Here is a 13528-nt window from a genome sequence, read left to right as displayed (position 1 = left end):
CCTCAGGACCGGCCCTGCCCCTTGGAACCGGTTCAGGCTCCGGAGCCGGCCCCGGCTCAGGCCCTGGCTCCGGAACCGGACCCCGGTCCAGTACCGTCCCCGCCCCCGCCCCCGGGAGTCGGTCCCGGACCGTCCCCGCCCGTGAGCCGTTCCGCCGCGCGGGCCTCCCGCAGCGCCGTGATCACCGACCACACCACCGACACCAGCGGCACCGCCACCACCGCGCCCACGATGCCGGCCGCGATCGAACCCGCGACGACCGAGACCGCCACCACCAGCGGATGCAGCCGCACGGCCCAGCTCATCACCAGCGGATGCAGCAGATGCCCCTCGATCTGACCGATCACCACGATCAGCGCGATCACGACCGCCGCGACGAACGGGCCCTTCGCCGCCAGGGCGACGACCGCGGCGACCGCGAGGGCGACCGGCGAACCGATCAGCGGCACGAACGCCGCCACGAACTCCAGCAGCGCCAGCGGCACCGCGAGCGGCACCCCGAGCAGCCACAACGCGATCCCCACGAGCACCGCGTTCACCACGGCCACCAGCACGATCCCGTGCGTGTAGCCGGTGAACGTGCGCCACGCCGCCCGCCCGCCGACCTCCACCCGCCCCCGCAGGGACACCGGCAACTGCTCCCGGAACCACGCCCACTGACGGCCGCCCGAATGGAGGAAGAACACCGAGGAGAACAGCGCGAGCGCCAGCGTGGTCAGCACCGCCACCAGATGGTGCGCCCCGCTCACCGCGTCGCTGACCAGCGCCGAGCGGTGGTCGGAGAGGAACTGCCCGATCCGCTCCTGCACGTCCGACAGCGCCCCGGGGTCCAGCCGGAACGGCGGTTCCTCCAGCCGCCGCTCGATCCGCCCGACACCGTCCCGGAACTCCCGCACCAGCGTCGTCCGCTGCCCCGCCACCGCCTCGCCGACCAGCGTGAGCACCCCCAGGACCAGCGCGATGCCGCCCAACAGGGTGAGCGCGACCGCCGCCGACCGGGGCAGCCCCCGGGCGACGACGCCCACGACCGGCCGCAGCAGCGCGGTGACCACCAGCCCGAGGAACACCGCCACCCCGATCTCGTGGAACCGCCCGAGCAGCGCGAACAGGGCGTACACGAAGGTGCCGACGACGAGCAGCCGCCACGCGTACGCGGCGGCCGTGCGGAGGAACGGGGCCACCTGGGGTGGGGAGCCTGGCTGCATGCCCGACGACGTACCACCGCGGCGGCGCCGGGCATCCCGGCGGGCCCCGCATTCGCCCGACCAGGACCCGGCATTGACCCGACCGGGTCCCCGGCCCGTTCCCCCGTACGGGCGCCCCGCCGGTGTCGCCGCCCCCGGACGGCCGCCGCCCGGTCAGGATCGGTGCATGGGCGTCGTCCTGCCGGTCCTCTTCTCCCTCTTCGCCGCGTTCAGCAACGCGCTGGCCACGGTGCTCCAGCGGCGTGCCGCGCTCACCGTCCCCCAGTCCGACTCCTTCCGGCCCGGACTCGTCCTCGACCTGCTGCGCCGCCCGCTCTGGGTGGCCGGCATCCTCGCCGTGGTCGCCGCCGGAGTCGGACAGGCGGCGGCCCTCGCGACCGGGCCGCTGGCCCTCGTCCAGCCCCTGTTCGTCCTCGAACTGCCCCTCGCCCTCCTCATCGCCTCCCTCGTGGCGCGCGAACGGCTGCCCGCCCGCCTCTGGGCGGCCGTCGCGGCGGTCGTGGCCGGACTCGGGGCGGCCCTCGTCGCCGCCTCGCCCACCGGCAACCGCACCCACATCGCCCTGGACCGCTGGCTGCCGGTCCTGGTGGCCTGCGCCGTCGCCGTGGTGGTGCTCACCGCCGCCGGACTGCGCCGCCCGCCCGGCCGCGCCAGGGCCGGCTGCCTGGGCGCCGCCACCGCGATCTGCTACGCGCTCACCGCCGCCCTCATGAAGACGTCCATGCACATCCTCGACGGCGGCGGGATCGGCGCCTTCCTGACGGCCTGGCAGACCTACGCCTTCTGCGCGGCGGGCATCGCGGCCCTCCTGCTGCTCGAACACGCCATGCAGGGCGGCCCGCTCGTCGCCTCGCAGCCCGCCCTGACCCTCGGCGACGCCACGGTGAGCCTGAGCCTGGGCGTCCTGCTGTACGAGGAGCACATCCGCACCGGCTGGTGGCTGCTGCCCCAACTGGCGGGCGTCGCGCTGATCGTCCTCGGCGTGTTCGCCCTGGCCCGCAGCGGGGTCAGCGCGTCCTGACCCCGGGCACGCCACCGACCGACCGGGTGACACCGGCGGCAGGAGGGCCGGTGAGATCGCGACCACCGGGTACACACCAAGTTCCGAAAGAACTTGCGAAAAGAACGTACGAAGGAAGCGGGGTGCCGATGACCGGCGCGGACGGTACGGGCGACGGGGACGACCGGGAGAGCAGGGAGAGCCGGGAGGGCCGGGACGCCGCACCGGACCTGCTCGAAGGGCTCAGCGTGGACACCAGCCGGCCGGAGCAGCCGCTCCTGCTCGACGCCGGGGGCGAGCCCATCCGCACGTGGCGGGAGAACTACCCGTACCCCCGCAAGGTGCGCCGCGCCGCGTACGAGCGGCAGAAGCGGATCCTGCAGATCGAACTCCTCAAGCTGCAACGCTGGGCAAAGGAAACCGGCGCCCGGATCACGGTGCTGTGCGAGGGACGGGACGCCGCGGGCAAGGGCGGCACCATCCAGCGGTTCACCGAACGGCTCAACCCGCGCGGCGCCCGGATCGTCGCACTCGACAAACCGACCGAGCGCGAAGCCGGACAGTGGTACTTCCAGCGCTACGTGGCCCACCTCCCGGGCCCTGGCGAGATCGTCTTCTTCGACCGCTCCTGGTACAACCGGGCCGGCGTCGAGCGGGTGATGGGCTTCTGCACCGAGGAGGAGTACGAGCTGTTCCTCCACCAGTGCCCGCTGTTCGAACGCATGCTGGTCGAGGACGGGATCCACCTCGTGAAGTTCTGGTTCTCCGTCTCCCGGGCCGAGCAGCGCACCCGGTTCGCCATCCGCCAGGTCGACCCGGTGCGGCAGTGGAAGCTCTCGCCCACCGACCTCTCCTCCCTCGACCGCTGGGACGACTACACCACCGCGAAGGTCGCCATGTTCAGGGCGACGGACACCGAGCACGCGCCCTGGACCGTGGTCAAGAACAACGACAAGCGACGGGGCCGCCTCGAAGCGATGCGCAGCCTCCTGTCCCGCGTCGACTACGCGAACAAGGACGAGGAGGCGGTCGGCACGCCCGACCCGCTCATCGTCGGAGCGGCGGACACCCTCCTGGAACCGGGGGAGGAGACCACCGACCTCTCTCCCACCCCCCTGGCCCCCTCCCGGCAGGGCCCGGGGGACCATCCTCCGGCCCACTGACCCCGGGCCCGCCCGTGCCGGCCGACGCGGATCCATGCCGGGACGTCGCCGTCCGCCGGACGCGGCGGCTCCCGCGGCCTCCGGGCGCGATCGGTCTCGTCCTGCACGAGCGGGGAGAGCGGGGAGGCCACGGGCAGTCCCGCCTCTGCCGGATTCGCCGCCGGCACGCGTGCGTGGTTGGTGACGAGCGTCCAGCCGCTGCGTGATTCGGGCACTCCCACCGTGCGTGGCATTGGATGGCCGTCATTGCCGGATACCGAATACGTGACGTAATTTTCGTGTCACGGGTGACGTGATCCCGTGAAGGTCACAGGAAGGATCCGCAGATGTCCTTGAACGAGGTCGTCACGACGGGGCACGCGGTCGGTGCCGGCGGGAGCGGGGGAGGAGCGGCCGGACCGCTCTGCGCGCCGCGCGTCCCGGACCGGTCCGGGGAGGCGCAGTACGAGGCGCACGGCACTCGGGTCGTCGTCGCGAGCGGCGACTACGACATGCAGACGATCGCGCCCCTGGCGGCCGCCCTGCGCGCCGCGGCCGAGGAGTACCCGAGCGTGGTCCTGGACGTCTCCGGCGTCACCTTCGCGGACTCGGCCTTCCTGAACCTGCTGATCCTCACCCACCGGACGACCGACCTGCGCCTGGCCGGGCCGAGAACACCGGTACGACGGATCCTGGAGCTCACCGGGGCCGACACCGTCCTCAAGGTGCGGGAGACGGTGGAGGAAGCCGCCGCCTGCTAGGGCGTGTCCGGCGGATCATGGCCGGGGTCGGGGGCGGCCCATGGCCGTGGGTGTGCCGTCCCGACGCGACCGCGTACTCTGTTCGGCGGCACTCGGAGCCGACCGCGGTGTGTGCGTCCGGTGCCGGGGGTAGGCGCAGGAGCACACAAGCACCGAAGAGCGACGGACACGACGAAAGATTCCCGCATGGTCATCCCGCCAGGAAAGCAGGTGGCAGGCGAGCCGGCCCCGGACGGCCGTGCCACGCTGCGGCACGAAGTGGTCTGGGAGGACGGTGCGGTCCGTGCCGCGGAAGCGCGTCACGCCCTGCGCGCTCTCCTCGACGAGGTCCCGCGAACCGGACGCGCCGCGGTGCCCGTCCCGCTCCGCCTGGACGCGGAACTCGCCGTCAGCGAACTCGTCACCAACGCCGCCCGCCATGCCCCCGGCCCCTGCGGCCTCGTCCTGCGGCTTTCCGACGGGGAACTCACGATCGCCGTGTGGGACACCTCCACGGAGGTGCCGAAGGTGAGGGAGGCCGACCCGGCGCGCGTGGGCGGCCACGGACTGCGCCTGGTCCACACGGTCAGCGACAGGGTCGTGGCGGCACCGTACGGCGTGGGGAAGCGGATCGTCGCCCATTTCGCGCTCCCGGCGGACCCCGGCGCCGACCGCTCCGAGGCCGCCGCCCTGCCCGCCCCGTCCCGGGCCTGATCCGATCGGGACGGGGCTCCGGACGGAGCGAGGCACGGCCCTCCGTCCCCATGTCGAACACGGTCCCCGTACGCGACGCATCGCGGAAGGCCGAGGGGGACACGGTCCACATGAACGGCCGGGACGACGGGCCGGATCCCCGGGGCCCGAAGAAGCCGACCGCGGCTAAAGGAACCGGCGGATGGGCAGAACGGCCGCCTCTCGCATCCTCTGGAGGGCGGCACGGCGTCGCCAACGAGCGGGATCGACGGGGGCGCTGCGCCGCAGGTCCTCCTCGAAGTCCCGGTCCAGACCGGCGGTGAACTCCTCGTCGAGGACGGCCAGCATCACCTCCTCGTCATGGCTCATGGAACGGCGGTTGAAGTTGGTCGAGCCGATCAGCGAGGCCACGCCGTCGACCGTCATGATCTTGGCGTGCATCATCGTCGGCTGGAACTGGTGGATGGCCACCCCCGCCTCCAGCAACCGTTCGTAGTGGTACTGGCCCGCCAATCGACAGGCCCGCTGATCGGTGTAGGGGCCGGGCAGCAGGATTTCCACGGTGACACCACGCCGTGCGGCCGCGCACAGCAGGTCCACGAAGTAGGTGTCCGGCGCGAAGTAGGCAGTGGCCAGCCGGAAGCGCTGCTCGGCGCTCGTGAGCATGACCCGGATCAGGGTCTGCATGTCCTGCCAGCCGATGCTCGCCGAGCCGCGGATCACCTGCACGACGCAGTCCCCGGGCTGCTCGTGCTCGGTGAACCGGTCCCGGTCGTCGTACAGCTCGTCGTGGCACTCGGCCCAGTTCTGCGAGAAGGCCGCGGCGATGCCGTCCACCGCCGGACCGCGAACCTTGACGTGGGTGTCGCGCCACTCACCGGGATTCCGGGCGTCGCCGCACCATTCCTCGGCTATGCCCACGCCACCCGTGAACGCCGTGTGCTCGTCGACGATCAACGCCTTGCGGTGGCAGCGGTGGTTCTGCTTGAGCGGCGAGAGCCACAGCGGCTTGCGGAACCAGGCGACCCTCACGCCGGCCTCGCCCATCCGGTCGAGGAGGTCCCGTTCGATCCGCATGGCGCCGAAGCCGTCGAGGAGCAGACGCACCCGTACGCCGGCGGCGGCCCGTTCGGCGAGGGCCACGGCGAAGTCCCGGGCGATCTGTCCGCGCCAGTAGACGAAGGTCATCATGTCGATGGTGTGCTCGGCCGTCTTGATGGCGTCCAGCATGGCCGGAAAGATCTGATCTCCGTTGCGCAGCGCGATCAGCTCGTTCCCCTCGGTCGCGGCGACACCCATCAGTCGCTCCAGCCGTCGGCGCAGGCGCCGGATACGGATCTCGGCGGGTCTGGGACGCTGTTCCACGGAAGTCATTCAGTTCCCCCTTCGAACCGTTCGGGAAGCTTGCGGGGCGCGCCCCGACCGGCGGGACGTCCGACCTTCGATGCCGAACTGACTTTCGTTTCCATGGTGCCCGCATGCCCGGCCGCCGGAACCGTATCCGGCTGTGCGAACAAGATCTCACCGGCCGGCCCACCGGTCCGCGTGGAAGGCTGTCGCGCGCCCGTCACGTCACGGGACGAAAAGGGGGAACGCGTGGACGGCGTCAGACCATCACCAGGAGCCGCGTGTTCGGCACGAGCTTCCGGTTCACGCTGGTGCTCTGCACGAAGATGGTGAAGTCGTCGTTGTGGTCCGGCTTCACGCGCACCTCCACGTCCGGCAGGCCGAGCAGGGCCCGTGCCTCGGGCCCCGTGTACACCCGGTCCGTCCCCTTCTCCAGCACCGCGATCTGCTTCCGCGCCTGGACCTTCTCCGACTTGCTCAACTGGTAGAACGCGCAACCGGTGCGGTAGGCGTGTCCGGACTCGACGACCCGGTCCCGGATCGCCGTGGCGTGGCCCACCGGCACCAGCCGGTACACCGACGGGTCCGCAGGGGTGAGACCGGCCGCCGCGACCGTGTCCTTGTTGACGGCCTCCGCGCCCGTGGAGAACACCGTCCGCGACCCCCGGATGCCCTTGGTGCGGCCCACCATGAACTTCTCCGTGGCCTCCTGGATGACCAGACCGGCCTCCTCCAGGCCCTGTGTGCTCGTCGCGTCCCAGACGGCGACGTTCTCCTTCGGGAAGCCGCACTGCACGGCCTCGCGCTTCCCCACCTGGTCCGGCACCAGGACGGCCAGCGTCCAGTTGTCCTGCTGCGTCTCGATCATCCCGGCCACGGCCCCCACCAGCTCGCGCGGCTCCCTGGACGGGGCGTCCGGGCAGCGGTGGCTCGCGTTCTCCTGGCCGTCCGTCAGCACGAACGTCAGGAAGCTGTGGTCGCCGTACAGCTGGGCCGTCTGCGCCAGCTCCCGCTGCGACTTCAGCGCGGCCGCCAGCAGGGACGTCATCCCCCCGACCCGGTACAACTGCCTCAGAGACGGCATCCGGAGCACGTCCTTGTCGTAGATGACGCACTTCACCTCGTCGGCGAAGACGTACACCGTGACCCGGGTCTCCTGGTCCAACTCCTTCGACCGACGGGCGAGGTACGCGATCTGCCGGTCGGCGACCTCCACGACCTTGCCGCTCAGGTGGCACATCGACGAGCTGGCGTCCAGCACGAGCGCGACGTGATTGATGTAGTTCTGGTTTCCGGACATGACGGCTCCCCCTCGTTTCCGAGTCTCCGAGCTTCCGACTGGATGCTCCTACCGTCCCATCCACCACTGACAATCGGCCTCGGCTCCGTCCGGTCCCGCGCCCCCCTGCGACCGGGGCGTGAACAGCACGGTCCCCGTCACCCGCCCAGGGCTTCCAGCCCCCGGCTCCAACGGGCCCTCCGCTCCGCCGGGCTCTGCTCCCACCACGGCTCCCCGCGCTCCCCGAGGGCCACCTTCGCCGTGTGCACGCGCGCCCGCGCGGCGCGTTCGGCCTCGGCGTCGTGCTCCCGCAGAGCCGCCGCCACGGCACGACGGGCCGCCATCAGGAGGGAGCGCAGCCTCGCGGCCGCCTCCGGGGGGACGTCGGGGTCGGTGGCGCGCCACCGACGGCCGCCGACGACGACGTAGCGCCCGTCGGGCGTGTGCTCCGGGTGGGACCCCGACGTCATCGGCACCGGCTCCCTTCGGTTCCGCCTTCCGGGGCACGCCCGGAACGAATCCGCCGGCCGGCTCCCGCGGTGGCGCACCGGGATCCGGGGCGGCCTCTCCGCCATTCTGCGACAGGAGCCGCGCCCCCGCTTCTCCTCAGGGCCCGAAAAGGGCCGTGCGGCCCCCGGTGAATCGCACGGCGCGGGGTACACGGGTCGGCATGGCAGCGAAGACCGATCACCTCACCCCCGTGCGGACCACGCGCCAGCTGCGCCGGATCCGTACCTTCTACGCGACCGCCGCCCTGTTGTGGGCCGTCGCGGCGGCCTGGACGGCGTGGACCCATCCGGGGTCCCGGCAGATGTGGGTCTCCGTGGGCCTGCTGGCGGTCTTCGTCGCCCTGCTGGGCACCGTCGCCGTCTGGCTGCGCGGTCTCCGGACCGCCGCCGGACGCCGTCCGGCGCACCACGCCGCACCGCGACGGGCGTCCGCCCCCCGCCACGCGAACGCCTGAGGCCGACCCGCGCGGGATCGCCTTCCGGTGCGTCGCGGGAACCTTCCGGTAGGGCTTCGTCAGGAGAACCGAGGGGGCCCGGCCCGACGGTCGGGCCGGGCCCCGTTGAGGAGCAGCCATGACCACGTTCGTCATCACCGTCCCCGGTACGTTCACCTCGGGCATCACCGACTCCGAACGTTCGGCCCTCGAAAGGGAACTGTCCCCCCAGCACACCGACGTGAGCGAGAGCGAGGGCCTGGACCTCCTCACGCTGAACGAGGGGGGCACCTTCTCGGTCCGCCTCGAGGTGGAGGCCCCGGACCGGTACGAGGCCGAACTGGACGCCGTCAGGATCGTCTCGGAAGCCTTGGGGAAGGCGGGTGTGGCGCAGGCCGACGCCCCTCTCGGACCGCCGACCGTCACCGGCATCGACAGCGACCTCTGATCCGCGCCGGCCCGCCCTCCCCGACGGGTCACAGTTCCTTCAGGCATCCCTCGAACTCGGGGAGGGAGACCAGACCGTCGCCGTCGACGTCCGCCCTGCGGAAGAGGCGCCGCAGCGCTTCGTCGTCGAGCGACCGTCCCGTCAGCCGTTCCACGGCGCCGCCGAACTCGCGGACGTTCAGCAGCCAGTCGTCGTCGGTGTCGAACTCCCCGAACACCGCCCTGGTACCGTCCGGCGCGTCCGCCTCGATCATGTGAACCCCCCTCGTCGTTCCCGGGCCCTCCGCCACGAGTGATGTCCGGCTGCCCCTCCCGCCGGGCCGCAAACGGTGCAGGCCTCGGGGCCGGCGACCGGGTGATCCGGTACCCGGGCCCCGACGGGTGCGCCGCGTCGTCGGTCGGCACGCTCACCGCCCGGGGGAGGGGTTGCGCCGCGCCAGGGACAGGTTCAGGGCGGTGGCGAACAGACACCAGGCCGTGTAAGGGAGGAGCGCGCGACCGGCGGCGCGGTCCACCGCGGACGTCCTCCGGAGGAACTCGACGTTGGCGACGTCCAGCAACGCGGTGCCGACCACACCCGCCCACGGGCTGCGCATCCGGAAGAACAGGTGGTTCCAGGCCGCGTTCAGCACCAGGTCCGTCCCCAGGGAAGCGGCCAGCGCGGTGCGCCGCGAGCCGCGTGCCCGGGCGAGCCCCCGTCCGCCGGCCCAGGCGAGCGACGCGTACAAGGGGGTCCAGACGGCCCCGAACGCCCAGGGGGGCGGCTGCCACGGCGGTTTGTCGAGCGACGCGTACCACGGGCTGTCCGCGTCCACCGCGCGGGCTCCGGCCACGGCGGTCGCGACGACCGCCGCGGCCGCGGCCGCGTAGGGCTTCCATCCGCCGACGACGGGCTTCGTGTTCTCACCGGTGATCCTCACACCGTCGCGTGTGCCCGCGTTCTCCTCCGCCGACGCCCTTTCCGGCGGGTTCCCGCCGGTGGGCCCGTCCGGCGCGTCGTACGTGCGGGAATGGGCGCGGATCCGTAGGGCACGTGAACCCCGTGACGGCACGCGCCCGGCCTCCCGGGCGCGGCCGAGTACGGAGAACAGGGAACGAGGGAGAGTGCGTATGACCGGGCGGACCGTGCCGGGACCGGGACGACGGCTGCGACTGGTGGACCGCGGCGACGTTCCGACACCGCCCCTGAGGCCCGGCGGATACGATCCGGCCGACTACGCCCCGTGCGTCCTGCGCAGCGCGGAGGAGGCCGGTGTCTCCCCCCTGCTGGTGCTGACCGTGCTCCACAACGAGGCGTACAAGCCGCACCACCCCCTCCTGGAGCGGCTCTGGCAGTGGTGGAAGCCCGGGGCGTCCTTCGGCCTCGCCAACATGCACCGCGCGGCCTTCGAACGGGTCCGCCGGACGCACGGCCTGGCGGAGCGGTGGCAGGACCTCCGCGACGACCCCGCCTTCGCCGTCCACGCGGCCGCCCTGCACCTGAAGGACCTCGACCGGTGCCTTCCGGAGCGCCACGCGCGCCGCTACACCCGCGACGAACTGCTCGCCCTCGGCTACAACACGGGCGCGCGCAACATGCGCCTCTTCGCCCGGGGCGTACCGCCCGGCCCCATGGCGCGCTCGTACCTGCGCCGCTTCCGCGACCACCGGCGCAGGGCGGCCGAGATCCTGGCGGACCACCGCGAACCGTACGGCAGCACCGCCGGCCGACCTTGAAGCCGTGGAGGACCCCGACCGGCCGCATGAACCGCCTCGGACGAGGCATACGAGAGCGAAAGCCGTTCATCGGACCCACCGCCGCGCAGTGGCCCACCCGGCCCGGGCGGAACGAGGAGGACAGCATGTCGCAGGTCGAAGAGTCCGTCGAGGTCGACGTCCCGGTCACCACCGCCTACAACCAGTGGACCCAGTTCGAGGAGTTCCCCGAGTTCATGGAGGGCGTCGAGCGGATCGAGCAGCGCACCGACACCCTCACCCACTGGGTGACCAGGATCGACGGCGTCCGGCGGGAGTTCGACGCGGAGATCACCGAGCAGATCCCCGACGAGCGCGTCGCCTGGACCACCGTCGGCGGCGAGGTCAGGCAGGCGGGCGTGGTGACGTTCCACCGCATCGACGACCGCACCACCAAGGTGATGCTCCAGCTCGACCACGACCCCGAGGGGCTGGCCGAGACCGTCGGCGACAAGCTCGGGGTCGTCAAGCGACAGGCCGTCGGCGACCTGAAGCGGTTCAAGAAGTTCATCGAGTCCCGTGGCGGGGCCGAGACCGGCGGCTGGCGCGGCGAGGTCTGACGGGGATCACCCCCCTGGCGGCACCCGGCCCACGGCCCGGACACCGCCCGCCGGCCCCGGAGCCCGGCCGTCCCCCGACGGCCGGGCTCCGCCGTGCTCCGGACCACGCGCCGGCACGGGCCCGCGCGTATGCCCGTCCTCCCGTGCGGACGAGGGCGCGGGGGAGGACCCTGGTCCTCGGGGGACAAGACCGACCGGGGGCCGTGAGGAGAGCACGATGACGAAGAAGGACGACCTGGGCACGGGCGACGACGTCTCCTGGAAGAGCCACGGCCGGACCGTCGAGGGAAAGGTCAAGAAGAAGATCACCGGCCGGACCCGGGCGGCGGGCCGGACCGTCGACGCCTCGAAGGAGGAGCCGCAGTACGAGGTGGAGAGCGACAGGACCGGCCGTTCCGCCGTGCACAAGCCCGGAGCCCTGCGCAAGAAGGGCGGGAACTCCTGATGCCCTCCGAGCAGCGCGACCAGGACCGGGACGAGATCGTCTCCGCGTTCGACGAGGCGGTCAACATGACCGCCTCGCAGATGGAGAAGTGGCTGGACACGGAGGAGTCGAAGAGCGCCGGGCAGAGCGACGGGGGCGGCGAGAGCGTCGGCCACGCGTCCGGCAGGCGCATCGTCGAGCTCCTCCGCACCCGGAAGGCCGATCTCGACGACGACGACCTGGCGCACATGCGCAAGGTGACCGGCTATGTCCACCGCCACGTCGAGCAGCGTCCGGAGGGCGACGTCACCGACACCAGGTGGCGCCACTCCCTCATGAACTGGGGCCACGACCCCGAGAAGTGACCCACCGGTTCGCCCGGGCCGAACCCCTTTCCCGGTGCCGTCCGTCCGCATCTATGTCCGAACGCCGGGCATACGGACGGTGCCGGAGGGCGAGACGTGCCGAACAGGGGGAGGGCGAGGACGGGGTGGACCGACACGACCGGGAGGACTGGAGCGAGCGAGCGGCGTGCCGGACCGCCGACCCCGACGAACTCTTCGCCGACGGCGCCGCCCAGAACCAGGCCAAAGCGCTCTGCGTGGCCTGCCCGGTGCGCACCGAATGCCTGGCCCACGCCCTCGACCGGCGCATCGAGCACGGTGTGTGGGGCGGCATGACCGACAGGGAACGGCGCGCCCTGCTTCGGCGGCGTCCCACCGTGGTGTCCTGGCGGCGCCTCCTGGAATCGGCGCGGACGGAACACGAACGACGGGTGCGCGGCGCGGCCGCCCCGCGTCGGTACGCGGCCCGCTGACCGGCGCCGTCCGTCCGGCGCGGCCGCTCGCGTCCTGCCCGGCGGAGCAGGCGCGCGAGCGGACCGTCGACCCCCTGCCCACCGTGCTCAACCCCGTTCAGCACGGTGACGCAGCGCGTCGCGCCTCCGGGCGGCCCGGAGCGGCTCCGAGCCGCTCCGCAACGCTCCGGGGCTGTGGCGGTGAATGCGCCGGTGTCCGATCATGGCGTGAACCGGACAACCAGGCCATGGGGAGAAGTACGTATGGACGGCGGTCGGTTACCGTGGAACGGCACGGTCCACAAGGTCTTCCGGGGGAAGCGGTCATGCGGGAACGGCATGCGCGGATGCTGGACCTGGCGGTCGAGGTGATGAGCACCGAGGACCCGGACCGCGTCTGGCCCCTGCTCGCCGAGGAACTGCTCACCGCGCTCGACGCGGCGCTGGTCGTCGTGAAGGAAGAGCCCTGGACGCGGGAGCGGGGCAGCGTGGCGTTCTGGTCGGGCCGGCCGGAGGCGGAAGAGCGGCACCACGACGAGTCGGTCCGGCGCCGCATCCGGGAGGGCTACCCCTTCGCCGACCACTACGGGGCCGGCGAGGACCGGGCTCCGCGAAGCGCCGCGGGCATCACGGGGGCACGGGTCTGGCGGCACAGCGCGACGGCCGACGCCCTCCACCGGGCGTTCGGGACGCGCCACGTGCTCGGCATACCGTTCCCCGGTGCAGGGCCGCACGTCAGCGGTTTCATGGTGCACCGCCCGGGCGGCGACTTCTCCCCGCACGACGTGCGGTACGCCGCGCGCGTACAGCCGCTGCTCAAGGCGGCGACGAACCACCGGTCCCTCCTGAACGCGCTACGGGAGGCGGCGGGCGCCGACCGGGGGCGGGAGGCCAATCGCTCCCTGGCGGCGCCGCTGACCCCACGCGAACTGAACGTCCTGCACCTGCTCGCCACCGGCCTGCCGGCCGACTCCATGGCCCGTCGTCTCGGGATCTCACCGCGCACCGTGCACAAGCACCTGCACGCGCTCTACCGGAAGCTGGGAGCCGCGGACCGGCTCGGCGCGGTGCTGCGCGCCCAGCGCGCCGGTCTGCTCGAGGGGGACCCGGGAGCTTCGTGACCCGGAAGTTCAGTGACCCGGACGCTTCGCACCCGGGAGCTTCCTGACCTGGGCTCCGGAACCCAAACGGCGGTGCCGGAAGAGGACTTGGTCATTC

18 protein-coding genes are annotated in these 13528 nt (G+C 72.5%); 12 read left to right on the top strand and 6 right to left on the bottom strand.

Annotated elements, in window-relative coordinates; all coding sequences use genetic code 11:
- Positions 1–56 precede the first annotated feature (56 nt).
- Positions 57–1205: an AI-2E family transporter gene (locus CP977_RS02350; RefSeq protein WP_152369519.1), complete on the bottom strand. Its 1149-nt coding sequence runs from the start codon at positions 1203–1205 to the stop codon at positions 57–59.
- A 166-nt stretch (positions 1206–1371) separates the two neighbouring features.
- Between CP977_RS02350 and CP977_RS02345 the strand changes: the two genes are divergently transcribed.
- The 4 genes from CP977_RS02345 to CP977_RS02330 all read left to right on the top strand — a co-directional run bounded on the left by CP977_RS02345 (position 1372) and on the right by CP977_RS02330 (position 4801).
- A complete protein-coding gene (locus CP977_RS02345; RefSeq protein WP_152369518.1) occupies positions 1372–2226 on the top strand; it encodes a DMT family transporter in 855 nt (284 codons plus the stop codon).
- 128 nt (positions 2227–2354) lie between these two features.
- The gene (gene ppk2, locus CP977_RS02340) at positions 2355–3368 is read left to right on the top strand and encodes a polyphosphate kinase 2 (protein ID WP_152369517.1); all 1014 of its coding nucleotides are present in this window, start codon (positions 2355–2357) and stop codon (positions 3366–3368) included.
- Between the two features lie 326 nt (positions 3369–3694).
- Positions 3695–4108 (top strand): STAS domain-containing protein, encoded by a 414-nt coding sequence (locus CP977_RS02335; protein WP_152369516.1) that lies wholly within the window; start codon positions 3695–3697, stop codon positions 4106–4108.
- Positions 4109–4318: 210 nt separating this feature from the next.
- Complete coding sequence (locus CP977_RS02330; protein ID WP_229991502.1) at positions 4319–4801, top strand: ATP-binding protein; 483 nt, start codon at positions 4319–4321, stop codon at positions 4799–4801.
- Between the two features lie 165 nt (positions 4802–4966).
- On the opposite strand, the gene CP977_RS02325 is transcribed toward CP977_RS02330, so the two are convergent.
- The 3 genes from CP977_RS02325 to CP977_RS02315 form a co-directional block, all read right to left on the bottom strand.
- Positions 4967–6154 carry a phospholipase D-like domain-containing protein gene (locus tag CP977_RS02325; protein WP_152369515.1) on the bottom strand — a complete coding sequence of 396 codons (1188 nt, stop codon included), beginning with the start codon at positions 6152–6154 and terminating at the stop codon, positions 4967–4969.
- Between the two features lie 232 nt (positions 6155–6386).
- Positions 6387–7427: a vWA domain-containing protein gene (locus tag CP977_RS02320; RefSeq protein WP_062761137.1), complete on the bottom strand. Its 1041-nt coding sequence runs from the start codon at positions 7425–7427 to the stop codon at positions 6387–6389.
- Between the two features lie 137 nt (positions 7428–7564).
- Complete coding sequence (locus tag CP977_RS02315; RefSeq protein ID WP_062761135.1) at positions 7565–7876, bottom strand: hypothetical protein; 312 nt, start codon at positions 7874–7876, stop codon at positions 7565–7567.
- Between the two features lie 200 nt (positions 7877–8076).
- On the opposite strand from CP977_RS02315, the gene CP977_RS02310 reads away from it, so the two are divergent.
- Both CP977_RS02310 and CP977_RS02305 read left to right on the top strand, forming a co-directional pair.
- Entirely contained in the window at positions 8077–8370 is a 294-nt protein-coding gene (locus tag CP977_RS02310; protein WP_062761133.1) for a hypothetical protein, read from the top strand.
- 118 nt (positions 8371–8488) lie between these two features.
- Positions 8489–8797 carry a hypothetical protein gene (locus CP977_RS02305; RefSeq protein ID WP_062761131.1) on the top strand — a complete coding sequence of 103 codons (309 nt, stop codon included), beginning with the start codon at positions 8489–8491 and terminating at the stop codon, positions 8795–8797.
- A 28-nt stretch (positions 8798–8825) separates the two neighbouring features.
- Here the strand turns inward: CP977_RS02305 and CP977_RS02300 are convergent, their stop codons facing one another.
- On the bottom strand, positions 8826–9050 hold the full coding sequence (locus CP977_RS02300) for an EF-hand domain-containing protein (protein WP_062761129.1): 225 nt from the start codon (positions 9048–9050) through the stop codon (positions 8826–8828).
- 153 nt (positions 9051–9203) lie between these two features.
- Complete coding sequence (locus tag CP977_RS02295; RefSeq protein ID WP_062761127.1) at positions 9204–9716, bottom strand: TspO/MBR family protein; 513 nt, start codon at positions 9714–9716, stop codon at positions 9204–9206.
- A 190-nt stretch (positions 9717–9906) separates the two neighbouring features.
- Between CP977_RS02295 and CP977_RS02290 the strand changes: the two genes are divergently transcribed.
- The 6 genes from CP977_RS02290 to CP977_RS02265 all read left to right on the top strand — a co-directional run bounded on the left by CP977_RS02290 (position 9907) and on the right by CP977_RS02265 (position 13431).
- Complete coding sequence (locus tag CP977_RS02290; RefSeq protein WP_062761125.1) at positions 9907–10512, top strand: hypothetical protein; 606 nt, start codon at positions 9907–9909, stop codon at positions 10510–10512.
- 125 nt (positions 10513–10637) lie between these two features.
- Positions 10638–11090, top strand: a complete 453-nt coding sequence (locus CP977_RS02285; RefSeq protein ID WP_062761123.1) for an SRPBCC family protein — start codon at positions 10638–10640, stop codon at positions 11088–11090.
- A 217-nt stretch (positions 11091–11307) separates the two neighbouring features.
- Positions 11308–11535: a hypervirulence associated TUDOR domain-containing protein gene (locus CP977_RS02280; RefSeq protein ID WP_062761120.1), complete on the top strand. Its 228-nt coding sequence runs from the start codon at positions 11308–11310 to the stop codon at positions 11533–11535.
- Positions 11535–11879 carry a DUF3140 domain-containing protein gene (locus CP977_RS02275; protein WP_062761118.1) on the top strand — a complete coding sequence of 115 codons (345 nt, stop codon included), beginning with the start codon at positions 11535–11537 and terminating at the stop codon, positions 11877–11879. The genes CP977_RS02280 and CP977_RS02275 overlap by 1 nt, the downstream gene beginning before the upstream one ends.
- Positions 11880–11932: 53 nt before the next feature.
- Complete coding sequence (locus tag CP977_RS02270; protein WP_079131652.1) at positions 11933–12331, top strand: WhiB family transcriptional regulator; 399 nt, start codon at positions 11933–11935, stop codon at positions 12329–12331.
- Between the two features lie 305 nt (positions 12332–12636).
- A complete protein-coding gene (locus CP977_RS02265; protein WP_152369514.1) occupies positions 12637–13431 on the top strand; it encodes a helix-turn-helix transcriptional regulator in 795 nt (264 codons plus the stop codon).
- Positions 13432–13528 lie beyond the last annotated feature (97 nt).

The sequence above is a fragment of the Streptomyces cinereoruber genome, assembly GCF_009299385.1.
Taxonomy (GTDB): Bacteria; Actinomycetota; Actinomycetes; order Streptomycetales; family Streptomycetaceae; genus Streptomyces; species Streptomyces bikiniensis.
Note: the sequence above shows the minus strand (reverse complement) of the source record. Positions and strands in the feature narration are given on the sequence as shown.

Coding starts and splice junctions, on each gene's coding strand:
- CP977_RS02350 (WP_152369519.1), bottom strand. CDS start 1,205: ATGCAGCCAGGCTCCCCACCCCAGGTGGCCCCGTTCCTCCGCACGGCC.
- CP977_RS02345 (WP_152369518.1), top strand. CDS start 1,372: ATGGGCGTCGTCCTGCCGGTCCTCTTCTCCCTCTTCGCCGCGTTCAGC.
- ppk2 (WP_152369517.1), top strand. CDS start 2,355: ATGACCGGCGCGGACGGTACGGGCGACGGGGACGACCGGGAGAGCAGG.
- CP977_RS02335 (WP_152369516.1), top strand. CDS start 3,695: ATGTCCTTGAACGAGGTCGTCACGACGGGGCACGCGGTCGGTGCCGGC.
- CP977_RS02325 (WP_152369515.1), bottom strand. CDS start 6,154: ATGACTTCCGTGGAACAGCGTCCCAGACCCGCCGAGATCCGTATCCGG.
- CP977_RS02320 (WP_062761137.1), bottom strand. CDS start 7,427: ATGTCCGGAAACCAGAACTACATCAATCACGTCGCGCTCGTGCTGGAC.
- CP977_RS02315 (WP_062761135.1), bottom strand. CDS start 7,876: ATGACGTCGGGGTCCCACCCGGAGCACACGCCCGACGGGCGCTACGTC.
- CP977_RS02310 (WP_062761133.1), top strand. CDS start 8,077: ATGGCAGCGAAGACCGATCACCTCACCCCCGTGCGGACCACGCGCCAG.
- CP977_RS02305 (WP_062761131.1), top strand. CDS start 8,489: ATGACCACGTTCGTCATCACCGTCCCCGGTACGTTCACCTCGGGCATC.
- CP977_RS02300 (WP_062761129.1), bottom strand. CDS start 9,050: ATGATCGAGGCGGACGCGCCGGACGGTACCAGGGCGGTGTTCGGGGAG.
- CP977_RS02290 (WP_062761125.1), top strand. CDS start 9,907: ATGACCGGGCGGACCGTGCCGGGACCGGGACGACGGCTGCGACTGGTG.
- CP977_RS02285 (WP_062761123.1), top strand. CDS start 10,638: ATGTCGCAGGTCGAAGAGTCCGTCGAGGTCGACGTCCCGGTCACCACC.
- CP977_RS02280 (WP_062761120.1), top strand. CDS start 11,308: ATGACGAAGAAGGACGACCTGGGCACGGGCGACGACGTCTCCTGGAAG.
- CP977_RS02275 (WP_062761118.1), top strand. CDS start 11,535: ATGCCCTCCGAGCAGCGCGACCAGGACCGGGACGAGATCGTCTCCGCG.
- CP977_RS02270 (WP_079131652.1), top strand. CDS start 11,933: ATGTCCGAACGCCGGGCATACGGACGGTGCCGGAGGGCGAGACGTGCC.
- CP977_RS02265 (WP_152369514.1), top strand. CDS start 12,637: ATGCGGGAACGGCATGCGCGGATGCTGGACCTGGCGGTCGAGGTGATG.